This window comes from Pseudomonas sp. St290, assembly GCF_018325805.1.
GTDB classification, from domain to species: domain Bacteria; phylum Pseudomonadota; class Gammaproteobacteria; order Pseudomonadales; family Pseudomonadaceae; genus Aquipseudomonas; species Aquipseudomonas bijieensis.
Genome location: NZ_AP014703.1, coordinates 3032893 through 3053826 on the forward strand (window position 1 = coordinate 3032893; position 20934 = coordinate 3053826).

Annotated in this window: 19 protein-coding genes; 13 read left to right on the forward strand and 6 right to left on the reverse strand. The window is 63.0% G+C overall.

What is annotated here, in order from left to right; translation table 11 throughout:
* The first annotated feature begins 1 nt into the window (after window position 1).
* Window positions 2-1429, forward strand: coding sequence for a cbb3-type cytochrome c oxidase subunit I (locus tag PBDP_RS13375; RefSeq protein ID WP_116832258.1), 1428 nt, complete (start codon window positions 2-4; stop codon window positions 1427-1429).
* A gap of 177 nt (window positions 1430-1606) precedes the next feature.
* Complete coding sequence (locus tag PBDP_RS13380; RefSeq protein WP_212802379.1) at window positions 1607-3445, forward strand: nitric oxide reductase activation protein NorD; 1839 nt, start codon at window positions 1607-1609, stop codon at window positions 3443-3445.
* 4 nt (window positions 3446-3449) lie between these two features.
* Here PBDP_RS13380 and PBDP_RS13385 read toward each other — a convergent pair whose 3' ends face one another.
* Both PBDP_RS13385 and PBDP_RS13390 read right to left on the reverse strand, forming a co-directional pair.
* Window positions 3450-3650, reverse strand: a complete 201-nt coding sequence (locus PBDP_RS13385; RefSeq protein ID WP_109756144.1) for a protein DnrP — start codon at window positions 3648-3650, stop codon at window positions 3450-3452.
* On the reverse strand, window positions 3647-4330 hold the full coding sequence (locus tag PBDP_RS13390) for a Crp/Fnr family transcriptional regulator (RefSeq protein WP_109756143.1): 684 nt from the start codon (window positions 4328-4330) through the stop codon (window positions 3647-3649). The genes PBDP_RS13385 and PBDP_RS13390 overlap by 4 nt, the downstream gene beginning before the upstream one ends.
* 664 nt (window positions 4331-4994) lie before the next feature.
* Here PBDP_RS13390 and PBDP_RS13395 point away from each other — a divergent pair.
* Window positions 4995-6185, forward strand: coding sequence for an NnrS family protein (locus PBDP_RS13395; protein WP_212802380.1), 1191 nt, complete (start codon window positions 4995-4997; stop codon window positions 6183-6185).
* Between the two features lie 16 nt (window positions 6186-6201).
* Window positions 6202-6639 carry a hypothetical protein gene (locus tag PBDP_RS13400; protein ID WP_370873809.1) on the forward strand — a complete coding sequence of 146 codons (438 nt, stop codon included), beginning with the start codon at window positions 6202-6204 and terminating at the stop codon, window positions 6637-6639.
* Window positions 6640-6808: 169 nt separating this feature from the next.
* Here the strand turns inward: PBDP_RS13400 and ytfE are convergent, their stop codons facing one another.
* Entirely contained in the window at window positions 6809-7483 is a 675-nt protein-coding gene (gene ytfE, locus PBDP_RS13405) for an iron-sulfur cluster repair protein YtfE (protein WP_116832261.1), read from the reverse strand.
* A gap of 160 nt (window positions 7484-7643) precedes the next feature.
* On the opposite strand from ytfE, the gene norR reads away from it, so the two are divergent.
* The 7 genes from norR (at window position 7644) to ubiT (ending at window position 14360) form a co-directional block, all read left to right on the forward strand.
* On the forward strand, window positions 7644-9176 hold the full coding sequence (norR, locus tag PBDP_RS13410; RefSeq protein WP_109756139.1) for a nitric oxide reductase transcriptional regulator NorR: 1533 nt from the start codon (window positions 7644-7646) through the stop codon (window positions 9174-9176).
* 206 nt (window positions 9177-9382) lie between these two features.
* Window positions 9383-10030 (forward strand): pyridoxamine 5'-phosphate oxidase, encoded by a 648-nt coding sequence (gene pdxH / locus PBDP_RS13415; protein WP_212802381.1) that lies wholly within the window; start codon window positions 9383-9385, stop codon window positions 10028-10030.
* 88 nt (window positions 10031-10118) lie between these two features.
* Window positions 10119-10673 (forward strand): molybdenum cofactor biosynthesis protein B, encoded by a 555-nt coding sequence (moaB, locus tag PBDP_RS13420; protein WP_212802382.1) that lies wholly within the window; start codon window positions 10119-10121, stop codon window positions 10671-10673.
* Window positions 10670-11917, forward strand: coding sequence for a molybdopterin molybdotransferase MoeA (locus PBDP_RS13425; protein ID WP_176687982.1), 1248 nt, complete (start codon window positions 10670-10672; stop codon window positions 11915-11917). The genes moaB and PBDP_RS13425 overlap by 4 nt, the downstream gene beginning before the upstream one ends.
* Before the next feature lie 81 nt (window positions 11918-11998).
* A complete protein-coding gene (ubiU, locus tag PBDP_RS13430; RefSeq protein ID WP_109756135.1) occupies window positions 11999-12994 on the forward strand; it encodes a ubiquinone anaerobic biosynthesis protein UbiU in 996 nt (331 codons plus the stop codon).
* An 11-nt stretch (window positions 12995-13005) separates the two neighbouring features.
* Complete coding sequence (locus tag PBDP_RS13435) at window positions 13006-13896, forward strand: U32 family peptidase (RefSeq protein WP_109756134.1); 891 nt, start codon at window positions 13006-13008, stop codon at window positions 13894-13896.
* Complete coding sequence (gene ubiT / locus PBDP_RS13440) at window positions 13890-14360, forward strand: ubiquinone anaerobic biosynthesis accessory factor UbiT (protein ID WP_116832266.1); 471 nt, start codon at window positions 13890-13892, stop codon at window positions 14358-14360. Before PBDP_RS13435 ends, ubiT begins: the two co-directional genes overlap by 7 nt.
* A gap of 152 nt (window positions 14361-14512) precedes the next feature.
* Here the strand turns inward: ubiT and PBDP_RS13445 are convergent, their stop codons facing one another.
* The 3 genes from PBDP_RS13445 to PBDP_RS13455 all read right to left on the reverse strand — a co-directional run bounded on the left by PBDP_RS13445 (window position 14513) and on the right by PBDP_RS13455 (window position 17897).
* Window positions 14513-15190, reverse strand: coding sequence for a Crp/Fnr family transcriptional regulator (locus PBDP_RS13445; RefSeq protein WP_109756132.1), 678 nt, complete (start codon window positions 15188-15190; stop codon window positions 14513-14515).
* A gap of 263 nt (window positions 15191-15453) precedes the next feature.
* Entirely contained in the window at window positions 15454-16101 is a 648-nt protein-coding gene (gene narL, locus PBDP_RS13450; protein WP_109756131.1) for a two-component system response regulator NarL, read from the reverse strand.
* Entirely contained in the window at window positions 16098-17897 is a 1800-nt protein-coding gene (locus PBDP_RS13455; protein ID WP_109756130.1) for a HAMP domain-containing protein, read from the reverse strand. Before PBDP_RS13455 ends, narL begins: the two co-directional genes overlap by 4 nt.
* 309 nt (window positions 17898-18206) lie before the next feature.
* Here PBDP_RS13455 and PBDP_RS13460 point away from each other — a divergent pair, with 309 nt between their 5' ends.
* A complete protein-coding gene (locus PBDP_RS13460) occupies window positions 18207-19508 on the forward strand; it encodes an MFS transporter (protein ID WP_371925652.1) in 1302 nt (433 codons plus the stop codon).
* On the forward strand, window positions 19486-20883 hold the full coding sequence (locus PBDP_RS13465; RefSeq protein WP_116832268.1) for a NarK family nitrate/nitrite MFS transporter: 1398 nt from the start codon (window positions 19486-19488) through the stop codon (window positions 20881-20883). The genes PBDP_RS13460 and PBDP_RS13465 overlap by 23 nt, the downstream gene beginning before the upstream one ends.
* Window positions 20884-20934: the final 51 nt, after the last annotated feature.

Below are 20934 nucleotides of genomic sequence, written 5' to 3' on the forward strand. Positions count from 1 at the left end.
GATGAGCATGGCTAATCCGCATCTGAAATTCGCCTCGCAGGCCGTCGCCAAACCCTACTTCGTGTTTGCCCTGATGCTGTTCCTGGGGCAGGTGCTGTTCGGTTTGATCATGGGCCTGCAATACGTGGTCGGCGACTTCCTGTTCCCGCTGATTCCTTTCAACGTGGCCCGCATGGTCCACACCAACCTGCTGATCGTCTGGCTGCTGTTCGGCTTCATGGGCGCGGCGTATTACCTGATACCGGAGGAGGCCGACCGCGAACTGCACAGCCCGAAACTGGCGCTGTTGCTGTTCTGGGTGTTCGCCGCCGCTGGCGTAGCGACGATCCTGGGCTACCTCTCGGTGCCTTATGCGACGCTGGCCAAGTTCACCGGCAACGACTTGCTGCCCACCATGGGACGCGAGTTCCTGGAGCAGCCGACCATTACCAAGATGGGTATCGTGGTGGTGTGCCTGGGGTTCCTCTACAACATCGGCATGACCTTGCTCAAAGGTCGCAAGACCACCGTCAGCATGGTGATGATGACCGGCCTGATCGGCCTCGCGGTGTTCTTCCTGTTCTCCTTCTACAACCCGGAAAACCTCGCTCGCGACAAGTTCTACTGGTGGTGGGTGGTGCATCTTTGGGTGGAAGGCGTCTGGGAACTGATCATGGGTTCGATGCTCGCTTTCGTCCTGATCAAGATCACCGGCGTGGACCGCGAAGTGGTGGAAAAATGGCTCTACGTGATTATCGCCATGGCGCTGATCACCGGGATCATCGGTACCGGTCACCACTTCTTCTGGATCGGTGCGCCCGAGGTCTGGTTGTGGGTCGGCTCGATCTTCTCGGCGATGGAACCGCTGCCGTTCCTGGCGATGGTGGTCTTTGCCTTCAGCATGGTGAAGAACCGTCGTCGGCACCACCCGAACCGCGCGGCCACGTTGTGGGCCAAGGGCACCACGGTCACCGCGTTCTTCGGCGCGGGTGTCTGGGGTTTCCTGCACACCCTGGCTCCGGTCAACTACTACACCCACGGTTCGCAACTGACCGCGGCCCACGGTCACCTGGCCTTCTACGGTGCCTACGCAATGATCGTGATGACGCTGATCAGCTACGCCATGCCGCGCTTGCGGGGCTTGGGTGAAGCGGCGGACGAACGCTCGCAGCGCCTGGAGATCTGGGGCTTCTGGTTGATGACCCTGTCGATGGTGATGATCACCTTGTTCCTCACCGCGGCCGGTGTCGTCCAGGTCTGGTTGCAGCGCTGGATGGCCGATGGCAGTGCCTTGCCGTTCATGGCCACGATGGATCATTTGAAGCCGCTGTTCTGGGCGCGACTGGTCAGCGGTATCGGCTTCCTGGCCGGGTTGCTCTGCTACCTGTTCAGCTTCCGTCAACGTGGTCGTGCGGCCCTGCGTGCACCGGCGGCGGTGGTGCCTTCTTGAGAGGCCAGCACTGAATCCGTGGCGAGAACGCCTTTGTGGCGAGGGAGCTTGCTCCCGCTTGAGCGCGAAGCGCTCACAAAATGGGTCTGCTGCGCAGCCCAGCGGGAGCAAGCTCCCTCGCCACAAAAGCAGTGCGAGCCAGTCCCTTCACTGCAGCGGGTCGATAGGAGAGTAACCATGGCATTCACCCTAGAGCTGGAAGAGTGGGTCGGCAGTGTCTGGCACCGTTTCATCACCCGCCGCGCCAGTGCCGATTTTCCCGAAGCACGGGTCGAGTTGCTCCCCCGGCAACGCGCGTTGCAGGTACTGTTTCGCGCCACCGGCGGTGCGTCTCACCTGGGGGTGGAGGCCGTCAGCGATCGCGACCTGCTGCTGCGTCGCAACCTGTTGCAGCAGATCGCCGGGACCTGCAAGCAAGTCCCCCTGGCCTGGTGCGATAACGATAACCTGCGCCTGCCGGCGAGCCTGGCGGCGTTCCCCGATGTCGGGCTCAACGAGGAATTGTATCGCTGGCTGGCCTTGCTGGCCGCACAGGCGGGACCGATGACGCACTGGGGGCGGGACAATCAGCGCTGGACCCTGGCGGTGTTGCAGCGCTACCCGGCACTGCGGCCTCGCTACCGGCGCTTGGTGGACGCACACCTGTCCCTGCGCCCCGATCCGGCCACGCTCAACCCGGCCGAAGCCGCCCTGGAGCATGCGTTGTGCCAAGCCCTGCGCGAACCGGGCAGTGTCGAACATTTTCCACGCAGCGAGCGGGCGGCCTGGCCGTTGCCGCTGTGGCTGTACCCACCCCAACACCTGGGCAATCCCCAGGCCGCCGACCTTGAGGAGTCCGAGCAATACCTGGCGACACCACCCGGCGAACAGCAGGGCGGTCGCAAGCGCGCAGAGCGAATCGACGACACCAGCCGCGACGGTGGGCTGTTGATCGTGCGCCTGGAGAACCTGTTCAGTTGGACCGAACACGTGGACCTGGATCGTTGGGCAGATGACAGCGAAGACCCGGACGCCGCTCGCGTCGCCGAGGACCTGGATCAATTGACCTTGTCGCGCACCCGCTTGCGCAAGGGCGGCGGCTTGAAACTGCACCTGGACCTGCCCCCGGCCGATGTGGACGACATCCCGTTGGGCGCAGGCATCCTCTTGCCGGAATGGGATTACCGCAAGCAACGACTGCAGGACGACTTCGTCAGCCTGCAAACCTTCACCCCTCGCGATTGCCAGCCCCAGCCGTTGCCCGCACGCCTGCGAAGCTCGGCCCAGCGCCTGCGTCGCCAGTTCGAACACTTGCGCAACGATCGTCAATGGTTGCGCCAGCAAACCCAAGGCTCGGAACTGGACCTGCAAGCCTGGCTGGACTTTCATGTCGAGCGCCAGCACGGGCAGTGCAGCGAGCGCGGGTTGTTCATGGACCAGCGCCAGACGCGCCGTGACCTGGCCTGTCTGCTGCTGGCCGATCTGTCGATGTCCACCGATGCCCACCTCAATGACGAGCACCGGGTGATCGATGTGATTCGCGACAGCCTGTTGCTGTTCGGCGAAACCCTGTCGGTGCTGGGGGACGATTTTGCCTTGTACGGGTTCTCTTCTCTGCGTCGCCAGCAGGTGCGCCTGCATGAACTCAAGGCTTTCAACCAGCGTTACGACGATCACACCCGGGGACGGATCCAGGGGCTGAAACCGGGTTACTACACACGCATGGGCGCGGCGATTCGCCAGGCCACGCAACAACTGGCGCTCTGCAAGCGCCGGCGCAAACTGTTGTTGCTGCTCAGTGACGGCAAGCCCAATGACCTGGATCTTTACGAAGGCCGCTACGGCGTGGAAGACACCCGCCAGGCGGTGCTCGAGGCGCGGCGCCAAGGGCTGACGCCGTTCTGCATCACCATCGATCGCGAAGCGGGGGATTACCTGCCCTACATGTTCGGGGCCAACGGCTACACCCTGATTCGCCAGCCCGAGCAACTGCCGCTGCGTTTACCGCAGTTGTATCGGCAGTTGACTCAGGATTGAGGGTTCAGGCGATGCTGCGAGGCAGCCAGAAGAACATGACGATGCAGAAGATCGTCAAGCCGACACAAAACCAGGTGAAGCGCCGCAGCCGGCGCTCGCCGGCCAACGCCGCTTCGGCTGGCAGGGGCATGCCGCACTGGCGGCACTCGGTTTCATCGACGGGGTTGGCCTGTTGGCAATACAGGCAAGTGGGCTGTGCGCTCATTCGAATTGTTCCAGGCGCAGGCGATCGAGAATGGCGATCTGGCGACCGTCCTGAGTGATGATTTTTTCATCGATCAGGCGACGGATGATCCGCGAAAAGGTTTCCGGCTGGATCGACAAGTGTCCGGCGATCAACTGCTTGGCCATCGGCAGTTCGAACTGGCTGTCCACGGTTTGCAGGCGTACCAGTTGTGTCAGCAGGTAGCGAACCACGCGGTGAGTGGCGTTCTTCAGCGACAGGGTTTCAATCTCGTTGACCCGTTGGTGCAGGCGCACGCAGAGCTTGCCGAGCAGGGCGAAGGTCAGCCGGCTGTTGCTTTGCAGCAAACGCATGTAGGTGGCGTTGGACAGCCGGTACACCTGGGTCGGACCGACGGCTTCGGCGGACGCGACGTAGTTGGGCGTGTCCATCAGCATCATGGCTTCGGCGAAGGTCTGGCGCTCACCGATCACCTCGAAGACTTTTTCCTGGCCGTCCGGGGTCAGCCGGTAGATTTTCACGGCGCCGGAAATCACGAAGTAAAACGCCTGCGCCGGTTCTCCCTGGCGGAACAGCGGGTCGCCCTTGTCGATGTTCAGCAGTTGGCTGTTACTCATCAGTTCGTCGAGCTGTTCTTCGTTCAACGGCTCGAACAGGTGATGGCTGCGCAGAATCTGGTGATGGACACGGTGGAGCACCATGGCATGGATCCTTGTTGTGGCAAATGATGGGGTCGGGGTCAGACCAGGCTCAGGGACAGGCCGCTGGCAAGCGCCACGACGCAGGAGAGCACGAAGAACCAGGTAAGCGGCAGAACGACAGATTTCATGGAGAGCCCCGGCAACGAAGGTAATGCCAGGCCTGAGCAAGAGCCGGGCCAGACCTGAGGACATTGATTGGCGGGGCGTTGGGGTTGAGGAGGGTAGAAATGACCCTGGTGCAATAGGGTTAAAACAACCATGAAAGGGTCATAAATACCCCCGTTCGCCTACAGTCCCTGTGGGAGCACAATGCTGTACACAAAAAAAGTGATGGACCTGTGGCGAGGGAGCTTGCTCCCGCTCGGCTGCGAAGCAGTCGTAAACCGGCGGGTGCGGAGTGTCTGATGCTCCGCATTTGGCGGGTGTAGGGGCCGCTTCGCGGCCCAGCGGGAGCAAGCTCCCTCGCCACGGGGTTATCGAATGCCTTAAGTGAGCTCCCACAATGACCCTGTTCGGCAAGCCCCTTGCTAGTGCCTGTTCGAGGCGGGAGGTTGCCGATGAGCTGGCTTGATCTGAGACAAGGCCTGCCGGTGTCGATAGCCGATCATTCGAACCCTGGTTTGTCGTCCCTCGCTGACGGTTCAGCGAGGCAAAGGAGTGGTGTATGCAAGTGCTTGACCGTCGCAAGGCCATGGCCATCGCGCCGCTGTGGCGCCTGGCGTTTCGGCCGTTTTTTTTGGCCGGTTGTGTGTTGGCGCTGCTGGCCATTCCCTTTTGGCTCGCGGCGTTTACCGGGCGCTTGTCGGCCTGGCAACCGGCCGGAGGTTGGTTGGCCTGGCACCGGCATGAACTGTTGTTCGGTTTCGGCCTGGCAATCATCGCCGGCTTCCTGCTGACGGCGGTGCAGACCTGGACCGGAACCCCGGGGCTCAGCGGCAAGCGCTTGGCAACGCTGGCGTTGTTGTGGCTGGGCGCGCGGCTGGCCTGGTTGGCCGATGCGCCCTGGCCGTTGCTGGCGCTGCTGGAGCTGGGTTTTGCCCTGGCGGTCGCCGTGTTGATGGGCGTGACGTTGTGGCGTGTGCGGCAGAAGCGCAATTACCCGATCGTGCTGGTATTGCTGCTGTTGGCCGCCGCCGATGGCTTGTCCGTGTATGGCCTGCTCCAGCACAACGAGGGCTTGCAGCGCCAGAGCGTGCTCACCGGCCTGTGGCTGGTGGCGGCGATGATGGGGTTGATCGGCGGACGGGTGATTCCGTTCTTTACCCAGCGAGGCCTCGGGCGGGTCGAGGGCGTCGCGCCATGGCCGTGGCTCGATCGCCTGTTGTTGGCCGGTTCGGCACTGGTGGCGTTGTTGTATGCCTTCGGCCCGGCGCTGGCGGCCAGTACCTGGGTCGGCCTGTTGTTCGCGGCGTTGGCGGTGGGGCACGGGATTCGACTGGTGCGTTGGCATGATCGGGATTTGTGGCGGGTGCCGCTGCTGTGGTCGTTGCACCTGGCCTACGCTTGGCTGGCGGTGGCCTGCCTGGGCATGGCGCTGTGGCACTTCGGCGTGCCGGTGAACCCGAGCCTGGCGGTGCACAGCCTGACCATCGGTGCCATGGCCGGGTTGATCCTGGCGATGATTGCCCGGGTCAGCCTGGGCCATACCGGGCGTCCCCTTGAGCCGCCGATGGGCATGACCCTGGCCTTCATCCTGCTGAACCTGGCGTGCCTGAGCCGCGTGCTGCTGGTGCTGCTGTTGCCGTTGGCCGGGTTGTGGCTGGCGGGGGTGTGCTGGACGTTGGCGTTCGGTTTATACGCCTGGCGTTATGGGCCGATGCTGTTGAAGGCCCGGGTGGATGGGCATCCGGGATGAGTCGAGGGGATCGATGATGTATGGGGTTTTGCTAATCACTCATCTATTGGCGGCTATTGCTTTTATCGGCACGTTGTTTTTCGAGGTTTTTATCTGGCATGCCGCCCGCCGGCCCCTGGCCCAAGGCGTCAAAGACGCCGCCGACCAGGCCATCGCCAAGCGCTCGCGGCACGTCCTGCACGGCGTTGTGCTGGTGTTGTACGGTGCTGGCCTGGCCCTGGCCTGGCAGCATCGCGGCGCATTGAGCCAGCCATTGAGCAGCAGCTTCGGCCTGCTGTTGAGCCTGAAGATCCTGCTGGCGCTGAGTATCATCGGTCACTATTTGTGGCTGGCGTACTGGCTCAAGAGCGGTCGCCTGACACCCAGCCGAGCCTGCTGGCTGCGCCGCAGTATCCTGGGGCACATGCTGCTGATCGTGGTGTTGGCCAAGGCGATGTTCTATTGGCAGTTTTGAGCGGGAGAGTGAAAGAAAATTTTGAGGTCATTGCAAATAGGGTGAGCAACATCAATCCCTGTGGGAGCGAGCCTGCTCGCGATGGCGGTGTGTGAGGCACCTCGTACCGACTGATCCGACGCCATCGCGAGCAGGCTCGCTCCCACAAGGGGTATGCAATGCTTGAGAGTCAGCGGGCAGGCTTCATCGCATTGACGAACAACACATTGTTTTCCAGGTGAATGTGCTGCATCAGATCATCACGAAACTCCACCAGCCCGCGATACAGGGCGCGCCAGGTGTTGCAGGCGTTGGCGGGTGGGGTGATCTGGTCGGTCAGGGCGAGCATGGTTTCCAAGGCTTCACCGTGCTGGTCATGTTCGTAGCGCAGGACCTGGATCGGCGCCGAGGCTCGTTCGCCGAGGCCCTGTTGCAGCATCGGGAACAGGACCTGTTCTTCCTTGAGCATGTGGCCTTCGAGCTCCTGATACATGTCCTGCAGGTGATCGGCCAGGCCGTTCGGGCAGTTGGGGCGCGCACCGTGGACCTGCTCGACGCGCCGGGCCAGGCGGATCAGTTCCGGCAGTTGTTCGCGATGGCGCGCATGGTAGCGCTCCAGGATGTGGGCGATCAGCAGGGCCTGGGGCTCGTCGCGCCAGTCATGGCCGAGTTCGCCGGCGGCTTGCAGCGTGCGCAAGGCATCGGCGATGAGCAACGGGTTCAGGCCCTTGCCCAGCGCGGCTTCGCGCAAGGACTTTTGCCCGCCGCAGCAGAAGTCGAGGTTGTAATGATGGAAAGTGCGCGTGGCACCGGGAATGTCGCAGGCCAGTTGGCCAAGGCTTTGTTCCAGCAGATCGAGGCTCATCATGTTTCCTTGGGTGGAATCCCGGGGAGGGACAGATGAGCGGACTTTGCAGTCGGTATGCCAGATTCAACCGATTGAAAATAAAGCATTAAATTTTTTGCAGGGTGATTGTCACCCTGATTGTGAAGGGTCAAACGAACCCTGGAGGGTCATCACTACCATGCTGCGTGAAAGCCTGGCCGCCGACCTGATCGTCGAGCTGCCCAATGCGGTGCGATTGCAGCGCCTGGTGCAGACCCTGCGCGAATACTTCAACAGTGGCGCCGTGGGGCTGCTGCGCCTGGACGATGACAGCCTCAGGCCCGTGGCCACCGTGGGGCTGGTCCACGAAGCGTTGGGTCGGCGCTTCGTGATTGCCCAGCACCCGCGCCTGGCGGCGATCATGGCGTCGCGCGAACCCACCTGGTTCGAGCCGGACAGTCGCTTGCCGGATCCTTATGACGGTTTGCTCGACAACCACGTCGGCGAGCCGCTGCCGGTGCATGACTGCATGGGCGTGAGCCTGTACGTGGAAGGCCGGCTCTGGGGCGCGATCACCCTGGATGCGTTGCACGCCGGCACCTTCGACAGCCGCGCCCGGGAGGAACTCAAGCGCTGTACGTTGCAGATCGAGGCGGCGGTACGGGTCACTCGGCTGGAACAGGAAAACCGTAGCTTGCGAGCCTCGCGCAGCGACCAGACGGACCTGCGCCTGCCGGCCGAAGAGGGCGAGATCCTCGGGCGCAGCGAGGGCTTGCAGCAGTTGCTCAATGAGCTGGACGTGCTGGCCGACTCCGAACTGCCGGTGCTGTTGCTGGGGGAGACCGGCGTGGGCAAGGAGTTGTTCGCCCGCCGCCTGCATCGCCTGTCCCGGCGCGGCCACAAGCCGTTGGTCCAGGTCAATTGCGCAGCGTTGCCGGAGTCCCTGGCTGAAAGCGAGTTGTTCGGCCACGTCAAAGGTGCGTTCTCCGGGGCGACTACCGACCGTGCCGGGCGTTTCGATGCGGCCAATGGCGGTACGTTGTTTCTCGATGAGGTCGGTGAATTGCCGTTGAGCGTGCAGGCCAAATTGCTGCGCACCTTGCAGAACGGTGAGATCCAGCGCCTGGGGGCGGACAAGCCGCTGCACGTCGATGTGCGGATCATCGCCGCCACCAACCGGCATTTGCCCGACAGTATTCGCGATGGGCTGTTTCGCGCCGATCTGTATCACCGGCTTTCGGTCTACCCGGTGCCGATCCCACCGCTGCGCGAGCGCGGTCATGATGTGTTGATGCTGGCCGGGCACTTTCTCGAACTGAACCGCACGCGACTGGGTTTGCGCGGCTTGCGCCTGTCGCCGGCGGCCGAACAGGCACTGCTGGCGTACTCCTGGCCGGGGAACGTGCGGGAGCTGGAACACGTGATCAGTCGCGCCGCGTTGAAGCAACTGAGCCACGGCGCCAATCGCAGCTTGATCATGACCTTGGAACCGCAGGTGCTGGATCTGGACGTCAATGCCAGCGCAGCCTCGGCCCAGGCGCTGCCTGAACAAGCCCTGGAGGCTCTGGATGCACCAATGCAACCCTTGAGCGAAGCCGTCGATGGTTGTCAGCGCCAGGCGATTCTCAAGGCCCTGGAGCGTTGCGGGCAGAACTGGGCCGGGGCGGCGCGGCTGTTGGAGGTTGACCCGAGCAATCTGCATAAGCTGGCGCGGCGGTTGGGGCTCAAATAGTGGTTTGCCTGTTACACCGAGGCGTCTTCATCGCGAGCAGGCTCGCTCCCACAGGGTGCTTGTGAACACAGTCGATCCACTGTGGGGGCGGGCTTGCTCGCAAAGAGGCCGGCACATTCACCACAAGAGCCGGCATTGACAACGATCAAGGCCCGCCAACGCCGCAGAATCCACACTGGCCAAAACCCATAGTGGAGATCACCGCCATGCCCCTTTCCCTGGCCAAAATGCGCCGCCAGTACACCCTCGATGGCCTGGATGAAGCCCAGGCGCCGGACGACCCGATGGTTTTGTTCGGGTTGTGGATGCAGCAGGCCCGCGACACCGAAAGCCCGCCGGTGGAAGCCAACAGCATGGCCCTGGCGACGGTGGACGAGCAGGGCCAGCCTCATTGCCGGGTGCTGTTGCTCAAGGGGTTCGGTCCGGACGGCTTTGTGTTTTTCGGCAACTACGACAGCCTCAAGGGCCAGGACCTGGCGGTCAATCCCAGGGCCGCGATGACGTTTTTCTGGCCGGGGCTGGAACGGCAAGTGCGCATCGAAGGGCCGGTCCACAAACTCGCCCCGGCGTTGTCGGATGCCTATTTCGAGTCCCGCTCCGTGGCCAGTCGCCTGGGGGCCTGGGCGTCGCCACAAAGCCAACCATTGGCGGATCGGGCCGTGCTGGAAACCTTGCTCACGCAGACCGAACAACGCTTCGCCGGCCAACCGGTGCCGCGTCCGGCGCATTGGGGCGGTTATTGCCTGCGACCGGAACGACTGGAGTTCTGGCAGGGCCGTGCCGACCGTTTGCATGATCGTCTCGACTATCGCCTGCAAGACGGCGCCTGGCAGCGCACGCGTCTGGCGCCCTGACGCCGAGGGAGGTACCTCCAAGGAGGAATAGGCCCGGCAACGATTGCGGTTCAGGCTGGGCCATCTTTTTCCGATAGGACGGCTGATCATGGCCCATCTGACGCAACGTCTCTTTCAACCGTTGAACATCGCGGTCCTCACCATCAGTGACACCCGCACCTTCGACACCGACACCTCGGGGCAGACCCTGGCGGACCTGCTGCAAACGGCCGGGCATGTGCTCATCGACCGTGGCCTGGTGAAGGACGATATCTACCAGATCCGTGCCCAGGTCTCACAGTGGATCGCCGACCCCAAGGTGCAGGTGGTGTTGATGACCGGCGGCACCGGTTTCACCCCGCGCGACAACACGCCCCAAGCGGTGGCACCGTTGCTGGACAAACAGGTCGACGGTTTCGGCGAGCTGTTCCGCCAGGTGTCGCTGGCCGAGATCGGCATGTCCACCCTGCAATCGCGAGCGTTGGCGGGCATGAGCAACGGTGTGCTGGTGTGCTGCTTGCCGGGTTCGCCAGGAGCTTGTCGGACCGGTTGGGAACAGATCCTGGCCGGGCAACTGGACAGCCGCACCGGCCCGTGCAATTTCACCCCCCACCTCAAGCCGCAGCCAGGCATTGCCCTGCTACCTTGTGAGGCACGTTCATGAGCCGCGGCGGGTGTGGCAGCGTCTGTGACAGTGGTGCGCTGATGCCGGTGGATGAAGCCATCCGCTATTTGCTGGATCAGGCGCCGCTGCCGCCTCCGGTGCAGCGGGTGGCGCTGGACCAGGCCTTGGGTCGCGTGCTGGCGACCGATGTTCGCTGTCCCATGAACCTGCCGCCGTGGGACAACAGCGCCATGGACGGTTATGCCCTGCGGGCCGCCGACCTGCCGGTCGATGGCGGTTATCTGACCTTGGCCGGGCGCATTGCCGCCGGGGAGGCACCGGGTCAACCATTACAGGCCGGGCAGGTGGTGCGCATTTTTACCGGCGCGCCGCTGCCGCCGGGGGCTGACACGGTGGTGCCCCAGGAAAGTTGCCGGGTGGAAGGTGAGCGGGTCTGGCTGCCACCAGTCAAGGGCGCAGAGCATGTGCGCAGGGAAGGTGAGGAAATGCAGCGCGGGGACCGTTTGCTCCAGGCCGGAAAACGCTTGCGCGCCCAGGAACTGGGGTTGCTGGCCGGTGCCGGGATTGCCCGGGTAGAGGTCTATCGCCCCTTGCAGGTGGGCCTGCTCAGCAGTGGCGATGAACTGCGCGAACCCGGCCAAACGCTGGCGCCAGGGCAGATCTACAACAGCAATCGCCACAGTCTCATGGCGCTGCTGCGCGGCTGGGGCCTTGAGGTACATGACTACGGCGTCATGCCTGACAAGCTGCTTGCCAGTCGTCAGGCCTTGAGCCTAGCGGCAACCGAATGCGACTTGCTGCTGACCTCCGGCGGCGTGTCGGTGGGTGAGGAAGATCATCTCAAGCAAGCGATCGAAGCCCTGGGTAGCGTTGACCTGTGGCGTCTGGCGATCCAGCCGGGCAAACCCCTGGCCTTTGGCGAGGTGGCCGGCAAACCCTGGATCGGGCTGCCGGGCAACCCTTCGGCGGCACTGATTACCGCGTTGATCGTCGTGCGGCCGTTCCTGTTCCGGGCCCAGGGCATGGATGAGGTGTTGCCCACGGCGTTGCAGTTACCGGCCGGGTTCGACTGGTTGAAACCCAACCGGCGACGGCAGTACCTGCGGGCGAAATTGACCCCGGCCGCCGATGGCTCGCTGTGTGTCGAGCTGCATCCCCAGCAGAGTTCGGCCATGTTGGCGGCCGCCTGCTGGGCTGATGGCTTGGCCGTGGTGGAGTGCCAGGCGCAAGTGCATAAGCACGACAAAGTGATGTATCTGCCGTTCGCGAGCCTGATGCATTGACGGCAATTGATTGCCGTCAAGGTGGCCGGCCGAGGGCTGGCTAGACTGGCGGCGCCCTTAGTTTTCTCACGAGGATGCCCCATGCAACTGGTTTGCCCGGCAGGGAATCTGCCTGCCCTCAAAGCGGCGGTGCGCCAAGGCGCCGATGCCGTCTATGTCGGCTTTCGCGATGACACCAATGCCCGGCACTTCGCCGGGCTGAACATGGACGACAAACAGTTCGACGCGGCTGTCGCGCACATCCGTCAACACCAACGCAAACTGTACGTGGCGGTCAACACCTACCCGCAACCCAAGGGCTGGGAGCGCTGGCAACGGGCGGTGGACCGCGCCGCCGATTTTGGCGTGGATGCGTTGATCGCTGCCGACCCCGGTGTGCTCGGTTACGCCCGCCAGCGCCATCCACAGTTGGCGTTGCATCTGTCGGTCCAAGGCTCGGCGACACACGCGGCGGCACTGGCTTTTTACGCCGAGCGCTATGACATCCGCCGCGCCGTGCTGCCACGGGTACTGTCCCTGGCCCAGGTGCGGCAGGTGGCGGCGGCCAGTCCGGTGCCGATCGAGGTCTTTGGTTTCGGCAGCTTGTGCATCATGGCCGAAGGCCGTTGTCACTTGTCTTCCTATATCACCGGCGAGTCGCCGAACCTGTGTGGAGTCTGTTCGCCGGCCAAGGCGGTGCGCTGGAGCGAGGACGCCCAAGGCCTCAGCGCACGCCTGAGCGAGGTGCTGATCGACCGCTACACCCCCGAAGAACCGGCCGGTTATCCGACCTTGTGCAAAGGCCGCTTCCTGGTAGGCGGCAAGCGCTTCCATGCGTTGGAAGAACCCACCAGCCTCGACACCCTCGACCTGCTGCCGGAACTGGCGGCCATCGGTGTCGAAGCAGTGAAGATCGAGGGGCGCCAACGCAGCCCGGCCTACGTTGAACAAGTGACCCGGGTCTGGCGCGCCGCACTGGACGCCCACCAGGTCGCGCCGCAACGGTTCCGGGTGCAGGAAGAATGGCGCCAGGTGCTGGCGGGTTTGTCCGAAGGCAGCCAGACCACCCTGGGTGCCTACCATCGATCATGGCAATGAGGGGAGGCCAGATGAAACTCAGCCTGGGACCGGTCCTGTTTTACTGGGACAAAGCGCAACTGGGGAATTTCTATGCCGAGATGTCGGCATTGCCGCTGGACGTGATTTACCTGGGGGAAACCGTGTGTTCGAAACGCCGGGCGTTCTCCCTGGATCAATGGCTGGGCCTGGGGCGCGAGCTGCAAACCTGCAGCCAGGCACAGATTGTGTTATCGAGCCTGACGCTGATCGAAGCGGCCTCGGAGCTTTCTTCGCTGCGCCGCCTGTGTGACAACGGTCAATTGCTGGTGGAAGCCAACGACATGGGGGCGGTGCAGTTCATGGCCGAACGCAAGCTGCCCTTTGTCGCAGGTCCGGCGCTGAACCTGTACAACGGCCACGCCCTGGCGCAATTGCAAGACAGCGGCATGATCCGCTGGGTGCCGCCCGTGGAGTGCTCGGCGGCGCTGATCGGCGATGTGCTGGAGCAGGTGCGGGACATGGACCGCGACGTGCCCGAAGTAGAGATCTTCGCCTACGGCCATCTGCCCTTGGCGTACTCGGCGCGCTGCTTTACCGCCCGGGCCGAAAACCGGCCCAAGGACGACTGCCAGTTCTGTTGCATCAACTACCCCGACGGGCTGGCGTTGAGCAGTCAGGAAGGTCAGCAGTTGTTCACCCTCAACGGCATCCAGACAATGTCCGGCGAGGTGACGAACCTGCTGGCCGATTACAACGCGCTGATGGCCTGCGGTGCCGACGTGCTGCGCCTGAGCCCGCGCGCCCAGGGCATGGCCGAGGTGGTCACGGCCTTCGACAAGGTGCGTCAGGGCGAGGCACCACCGCTGTTCGTGGACGGTTGCAATGGCTATTGGCATGGTCACGCCGGCATGTTGAAGGTAGAGGAGGCGGGTCTGTGTTGAGTCCGAAGAAGTGGCTGCTCAAAGGTGCCGACCGCTTGCTGCCGCTGGTGGGCAAGGTGCCGTTCGTGGTGCAACGGCTGACGTTGCAGCAGGCGCTCAACCGTTGCCTGGCCGAGCCGCTGCGCGATGGCGGGTTCGATGTGCTGCGCGGGCGTTGGTTGTGCCTGCGCGTGCCCGACCTGAAACTGTGCTGGTACCTGACCCTGGCGCGGGACGGACTGCGCATCGCCGAACGGGCCGAGGCCCAGGTCACCATCAGTGGCAACTGGCGTGAGTTTCTGCTGCTGGCCAGTCGTCAGGAAGACCCGGACACGTTGTTCTTTCGTCGCCGGTTGGTGATCGAGGGGGATACCGAGCTGGGGTTGGCGTTGAAGAACTTGATCGACAGTCTTGATCCGGAGGTGTTGCCGCCGTGGCTGTGGCGCAATCTGGAGCGGGCGGGCAAGGGGTTGGCGGCAAGTTAAGGCAGATTGCATTGGCTCTTGTGGCGAGGGGATTTATCCCCGCTGGGTCGCGAAGCGGCCCCATTCAATGTGCCCGATACATGGCCTTGGGACTGCTTCGCAGTCCAGCGGGGATAAATCCCCTCGCCACAAGGGAACTGGGTCTGGGCCCACTATTGCTGGTAAGCCTCCAGCTCATCCTCGGCCAGGATGCGAATATTGCGCCGCTCCATGGCAATCAACCCCCCATCCACCAACCGATGAAGAATCCGCGAAAACGTCTCCGGCTGGATCCCCAGCTTGGAAGCCACCAGACGCTTGGACACCTGCAACACCACCTGACCATCCCGCGGATCGCGTTCCTGCAACAGGAAATTGATCACCCGCCGACTGGCACTGGCCAAGGTCAGGTTGTCGATATCCTTCAGGCGCTGGTGCAGATGGATGCTCATGCTCGCCAGGATCGCCAGGCAGACCTTCGGTTGGTCCTCCAGGGCGTTCCGGTAATGGTTGCCTTCGACACTCACTAGCACGCTGTCCTTGATTGCCGACGCGCTGACCGGGTAGCAACGGGCCTGGCTGAACAACAGGGCCTCGGCGAAGGTCTGGCCGGGCTGGATGATTTCCACCAGGTTTTCCTGGCCCTCGCCGGTCACCCGATACAACTTGATCTGCCCACTGACCAGCAGGAAAAACCGCTTGGCCGGGTCGCCCTGGTGCATGAGCGTGCTGTTGCAGGGCAGGCGCTTGAGGACGGCGAGGTTGCACACGTCCTCGAAAATCCGCTCCGGCAGTTGGCTGAACAGGTGATGACGACGCAACAGTAAAACGATGGAAGGGTGGGTCAGCATGGCGTACCTCCGCGTGCCGTCATGGTAGGGCCCAAGTCGCCGTCGGCCTATGCCTCGGCAGGCCTACCTCGGAAGAGGGATGGGAAGCGGCCGTGCCAGTCTGTCAGTCAAATCAATGCCTGCAGAACACAGATATTGTGGCGAGGGAGCTTGCTCCCGCTGGGCTGCGCAGCAGCCCCAAAAAAACAGGGCCGCTGCGCGCCCCAGCGGGAGCAAGCTCCCTCGCCACAGGTTGTGTGTTTATTCATGGATCCCAACCAGAGCTAGCCCACCCCGCGCAAATGCTCCATCGCCCACACTGCGGCTTCGACCCGTGAACGCAAGCCGAGCTTGTGCAGCAGGTTCTTCACATGGACCTTGACCGTACCTTCGGTGATGCCCAGTTTGTGTCCGATGACTTTGTTGCTGTAGCCACCGGCGATGGTCTTGAGTACCTGGCGTTCGCGCTCGGTCAGTTCCACATCGGCCTGGCGCGGCGGGGAGCGCAGGGCCTGGGCCATGACGCGGGTCAGGCCGGGGCTGATCACCAGGGCGCCGTTGAGGGCGTCGCGGATGTACTGGATCAGCAACTCGGGCTCCATGTCCTTGAGCAGGTAACCATTGGCGTCCAGGCGCAGGGCGTCGCGGATGTCGTCCTCGGCGTCGGATACGGTGAACAGCAGCACCTTGCCGGTGTAATTCATGGCACGCAGCCGACGCAGGGTCTCGATGCCGTTCATCTGCGGCATGTTGTTGTCCAGCAATACCAGGTCGGGCTTGAGCGGCTCGATCAGGGCCAGGGCTTCTTCGCCGTGGTTGGCTTCACCGACAATCTGCAAATCGTCTTCAAGCTCAAGCATCTGGCGGATGCCGCGACGCATCATCGGATGATCGTCGACCAGTAGCAGGGTGTGGCGCAGGGGGGCGTTCATGTTGCGAGGCCTTCGGTGTGTTGGCCCAGGAATTCCGGTTGGAAATGCACCTGGATACGGGTGCCCTGGGGTGTTCGGGAGAGAATCTGCAATTGGCCACGCAGGCTGCGGGCCCGCTCGTTCATGATGTTCAGGCCATGGTGCTCGCGCTGGTCGACTTCGCCACTGAAGCCGCGGCCATCGTCTTCGATCGACAGTCGTACGGTCTCGCCTTCCTGGCGCAGTTCGAGCCAGGCGTTTTCGGCATGGGCGTGGCGCAGGCAGTTGGACAGCGCCTCGCGGGTGATCTGCAGGATGTGGATCTGCTCGCTGGCCGACAGCTCGAAAGCCAGGCTGTCGACGAACAGGTGCACCTTGAAATCGCCTCGATTGGAGAACTCTTCGGCGGTGTCCTTGAGCTCCTCCACCAGGCCGTCGTCGTGGATCTGCAAGCGGAAGGTAGTCAGCAGTTCGCGCAATTGGCGATAGGCATTGTTCAGCCCTTCGCGCAGCTCACCGGTGACGGTTTCCAGGGTCTGCACCGGCTCGCCTCGACGCATCAGGGTCTGCATGCGGCTGACTTGCAGCTTCATGTATGACAAGGCCTGGGCCAGGGAGTCGTGGAGTTCGCGGGCGATGATCGTGCGTTCGTCGAGCAGCAGCAGGCGATGGTCCTGTTCGCGCTGACGTTTGAGGGACAGCGACGTGCCGATCAGGTTGGCCAGGGCTTGGATCAATGCGGTTTCCCACGGCTGCGCCGTGTGGCCGTCGACAAAATGCGCCTTGAGCTCACCCAGTTCATTGCCCTGGTTACTGATGCTGAAGGCCTGTGGGCGCGCAGCGTTGTGTTTATGGCAACTGGCGCAATCGCTGCTGGCGCAGACCTGACGGCTGGCGGCGCCGTGCAGGGCCAGTAGATGCCTGGCCGGGGCCTGCAATTGCCCTTGCAGGCACAGCGTCAGGCGCAGGCCCGGCAGGCGCTCTTGGAAGCGCCGGATCAACTCGTCCAACCCTTCGGCATTGGCCTGTCGCGTCGCCAGGCTGCGACTGCTCTGGTACAGCAGCTCCAGGGCGGCGTTGGCGTGTTGCAGGTTCAGGGTCTTTTGCTGGACCTGGTTTTCCAGGGTGCGGTGGGATTGTTCGATGGTCTCGGCCATGGTGTTGAAACTGGTCGCCAACTGGCCCAGCTCATCCTCGGACTGATGATTGACCCGCACCTGGAACTCGCCCCGGCGAAAGCGCTGGGTGGCGTCGACCAGTTCCTGCAAGGGCGTGACCACACCGTACTGCAATTCATACAGGCCGATCAGCAGGATGATCATGGTGCTGAACAGCGCCATGCCCTGGATCGTCTGCTGCCAGCCTTGTTTGTGCTCGCTCTGGCGTTGCAGCAGGGTGACGAACTGATCCAACTGCTCAACGAAAGAGTTGGCGCTGTTCTGGAAAAACGCCGAATCGCCGCGCTCGATGGCCGGGCGCAGGGTCTGGTTCCAGCGTTGCACCAGGTTCTGGTAGCTCTGGTGCAGGGAAGTCGTCGGCCCGTCTTCCAGCACGGCGCGCAGGGCCGGGCTGTCGAGGCGTTGTTGCAGGCTGGCGATGATCGCCGGGATGTCGTCGTTGGCTCCCGCCGCCAGTTTCCAGCTCAGGTGGTAGGTCTCCATGCGCACGGAACCGGCGGTGTTGATGGCGGCGGCGTCGCCCTGGCTGAACCAGGCGATCAACCCGGCGCTCAAGGAACTGGCCAGGGCCAGGATGGCGATCAGGATCACCGCCAGCCCGGCGCGAGCGGGCAGGGAACTGCGCAGCCAACGCATCATTGACGCGGGCCTGTGGGGCAAAACTGTGAACCGAGCATAGGAGGCGCCCTGGACCTGGGGGGTGTAGCAGCCAATCCTGGGCGCACTACCTCTAAAGAGTTGTCGGCCGCTCCGTTTCCATAAAAGCTTCGGCAGACTTGTTCAAGATATTGATAAATAAAGGGTTTTATCGATATCGGAATCTACCTCCTTGGAGGTAGACGGGCCAAGCATAGGCCTGTACCGCCCCGGGGCACGTTGACCCAAGTCAAGTTTTTGCGGGGTTCGTATCACTAGGCTGCGCTCATCGAACTGACGGAGTGCATCGTGATGCGAGCGCAAGTGCAACAAGGGCTGGTACTGGGGATGAGTACCCTGGCCTTCACCGTGTGCTTCATGGTCTGGATGATGTTTGCCGTGCTCGGCGTTCCGATCAAGGAAATGCTGGCCCTCAACGAAACCCAATTCGGCCTGCTGGCCGCCACCCCGGTGTTGACCGGTTCGCTGGTGCGTTTGCCCCTGGGGCTTCTGACCGACCGCTTTGGCGGACGGATCGTGTTCTTCCTGCTGATGCTGTCCTGCGTGTTGCCGCTGTACCTGATCACCCTCGCCACGGCCTTCTGGCAGTTCCTGGTGCTGGGCCTGTTCGTCGGCCTGGCCGGTGGCTCGTTCTCGGTGGGCATCGCCTACGTCGCCAAGTGGTTCGACAAGCAGAACCAGGGGTTTGCCATGGGCGTCTTCGGTGCCGGCAATGCGGGGGCGGCGGTGACCAAGTTCCTCGCCCCGGCGCTGATCGCCTTCGGCTCCTGGCACCTGGTGCCAAAAGTGTTCAGCGCGATCCTGTTCATCACCGCACTGTTGTTCTGGTTCCTCACCAGCGAGAAAAAGGAACACAGCGGCACCGGCGGCGCGACGTTGCGCGAGCAATTGAAAACCCTGAAAGAGCCGGCCGTGTGGCGCTACTGCCAGTACTACTCGATCGTGTTCGGCGGCTACGTGGCCCTGGCCCTGTGGATGACCAAATACTACGTGCAGGAATACGGTTTCAGCCTGCAAAGCGCAGCGTTGCTGGCGGCGTGTTTCTCCCTGCCCGGTGGCGTGCTGCGAGCCGTCGGTGGCTGGATGTCCGACCGCTGGGGCGCCCAGAGCGTGACCTGGTGGGTGTTGTGGGTCAGCTGGATCTGCCTGTTCCTGCTGTCCTATCCCCAGACTCAACTGCAAGTGAAGACCGTCAACGGCATCGTCGATTTTCACATCGGCCTCAACGCCACGCTGTTCACCGTACTGCTGTTCGTGATGGGCATCGCTTTCGCGTTCGGTAAGGCCTCGGTCTTCAAGTACATCGCTAACGACTACCCGAAAAACATGGGCGCAGTGTCCGGCATCGTCGGCCTGGCCGGCGGCTTGGGCGGGTTCGTGCTGCCGATCATGTTCGGCGCCCTGGTGGACCTCACCGGCGTGCGCTCGTCCTGCTTCATGTTGATGTACGGCGTGGTCTGGGTCTCCCTGACCTGGATGTACTTCAGCGAAATGCGCAAGCGCCCGCTGCTGGGTAAACAGTCGTCGGCCAGCCAATCCCCGTTTTCCAGCATTGCCCAAGGAGAAGAACATGTCCGTTCTGCAAACGCCTGAAAAAGGCCCGGTCATTCATGATTGGCGCCCGGAAGACCCCGCATTCTGGGGCCGCAGCGGCAAACTGACCGCCCGGCGCAACCTGTGGATTTCCATCCCGGCGCTGCTGTTGGCTTTCGCGGTGTGGATGGTCTGGAGCACGGTGATCGTGCGCCTGAACGCCATCGGCTTCAGCTTCAGCACCGACCAGTTGTTCTGGCTGGCGGCATTGCCGGGGCTGTCGGGTGCGACCTTGCGCATCTTCTATTCGTTCATGGTGCCGATTTTCGGTGGCCGGCGCTGGACAGCCCTGAGCACCGCGTCGCTGTTGGCACCTGCACTGTGGATGGGCTTCGCCGTGCAGGATCCGACCACGCCCTACAGCGTGTTCGTGCTGATCGCGCTGCTCTGCGGTTTTGGTGGCGGCAACTTCGCCTCGAGCATGTCCAACATCAGCTTCTTCTATCCCAAGTCCCAGCAGGGCACGGCCCTGGGCCTGAACGCCGGGCTGGGTAACCTGGGCGTGTCGGTGATGCAGTTCTGTGTACCGCTGGTGATTTCCTTCGGTGTGTTCGGCTTCATGGGCGGCCAGCCGCAGGTGTTGGCTGACGGCAGTTCGCTGTGGCTGCAGAACGCCGGTTTCATCTGGGTGCCGTTCATCCTTGCCGTGACCCTGATCGCCTGGTTCGGCATGAACGATTTGTCCAGCGCCCGTGCTTCGTTCAGCGAGCAGGCGGTGATCTTCAAGCGCAAGCACAACTGGCTGATGTGCTGGTTGTACCTGGCAACCTTCGGTTCGTTCATCGGCTTCTCCGCCGCCTTTCCACTGCTGATCAAGACCTCGTTTCCGGAAGTCATCGCCCTGAAATTCGCCTTCCTCGGGCCACTGGTGGGTGCGCTGGTACGGCCGTTGGGCGGCTGGCTGGCGGACAAGCTCGGCGGCGCGAAAGTCACTTTGTGGAACTTCGTCCTGATGATCGCCATGGTGTTCGGGGTCCTGCACTTCCTGCCTCAAGGCGGCCAGGGCGGCAACTTCTACGGCTTCCTGGGCATGTTCATGTTGCTGTTCATCACCACTGGCGTGGGCAACGGTTCGACCTTCCGCATGATCCCGGTGATCTTCCGCACCCTGCATGAAAAAGCCGCCCTGGGGAAAAAGCCCGAGGTGCGCGAGCAAGCGATCAAGAACGCCGGCAAGGAATCGGCCGCGGTGCTGGGTTTCAGCTCGGCCATGGGTGCCTTCGGTGCGTTCTTCATTCCTAAATCATTCGGCTCTTCGATGGCCCTGACCGGCGGCCCGGAGATGGCCTTCTACATGTTCGTCGGCTTCTACCTGAGCTGCATCGTGGTGACCTGGTGGTGGTACGCCCGCAAGGGCGCCGCAACACCTTGCTAAGCCGAACCTAAACCTGCGTGGGCGGGGCGCAGACCCCGCGGAGCAAGCCTG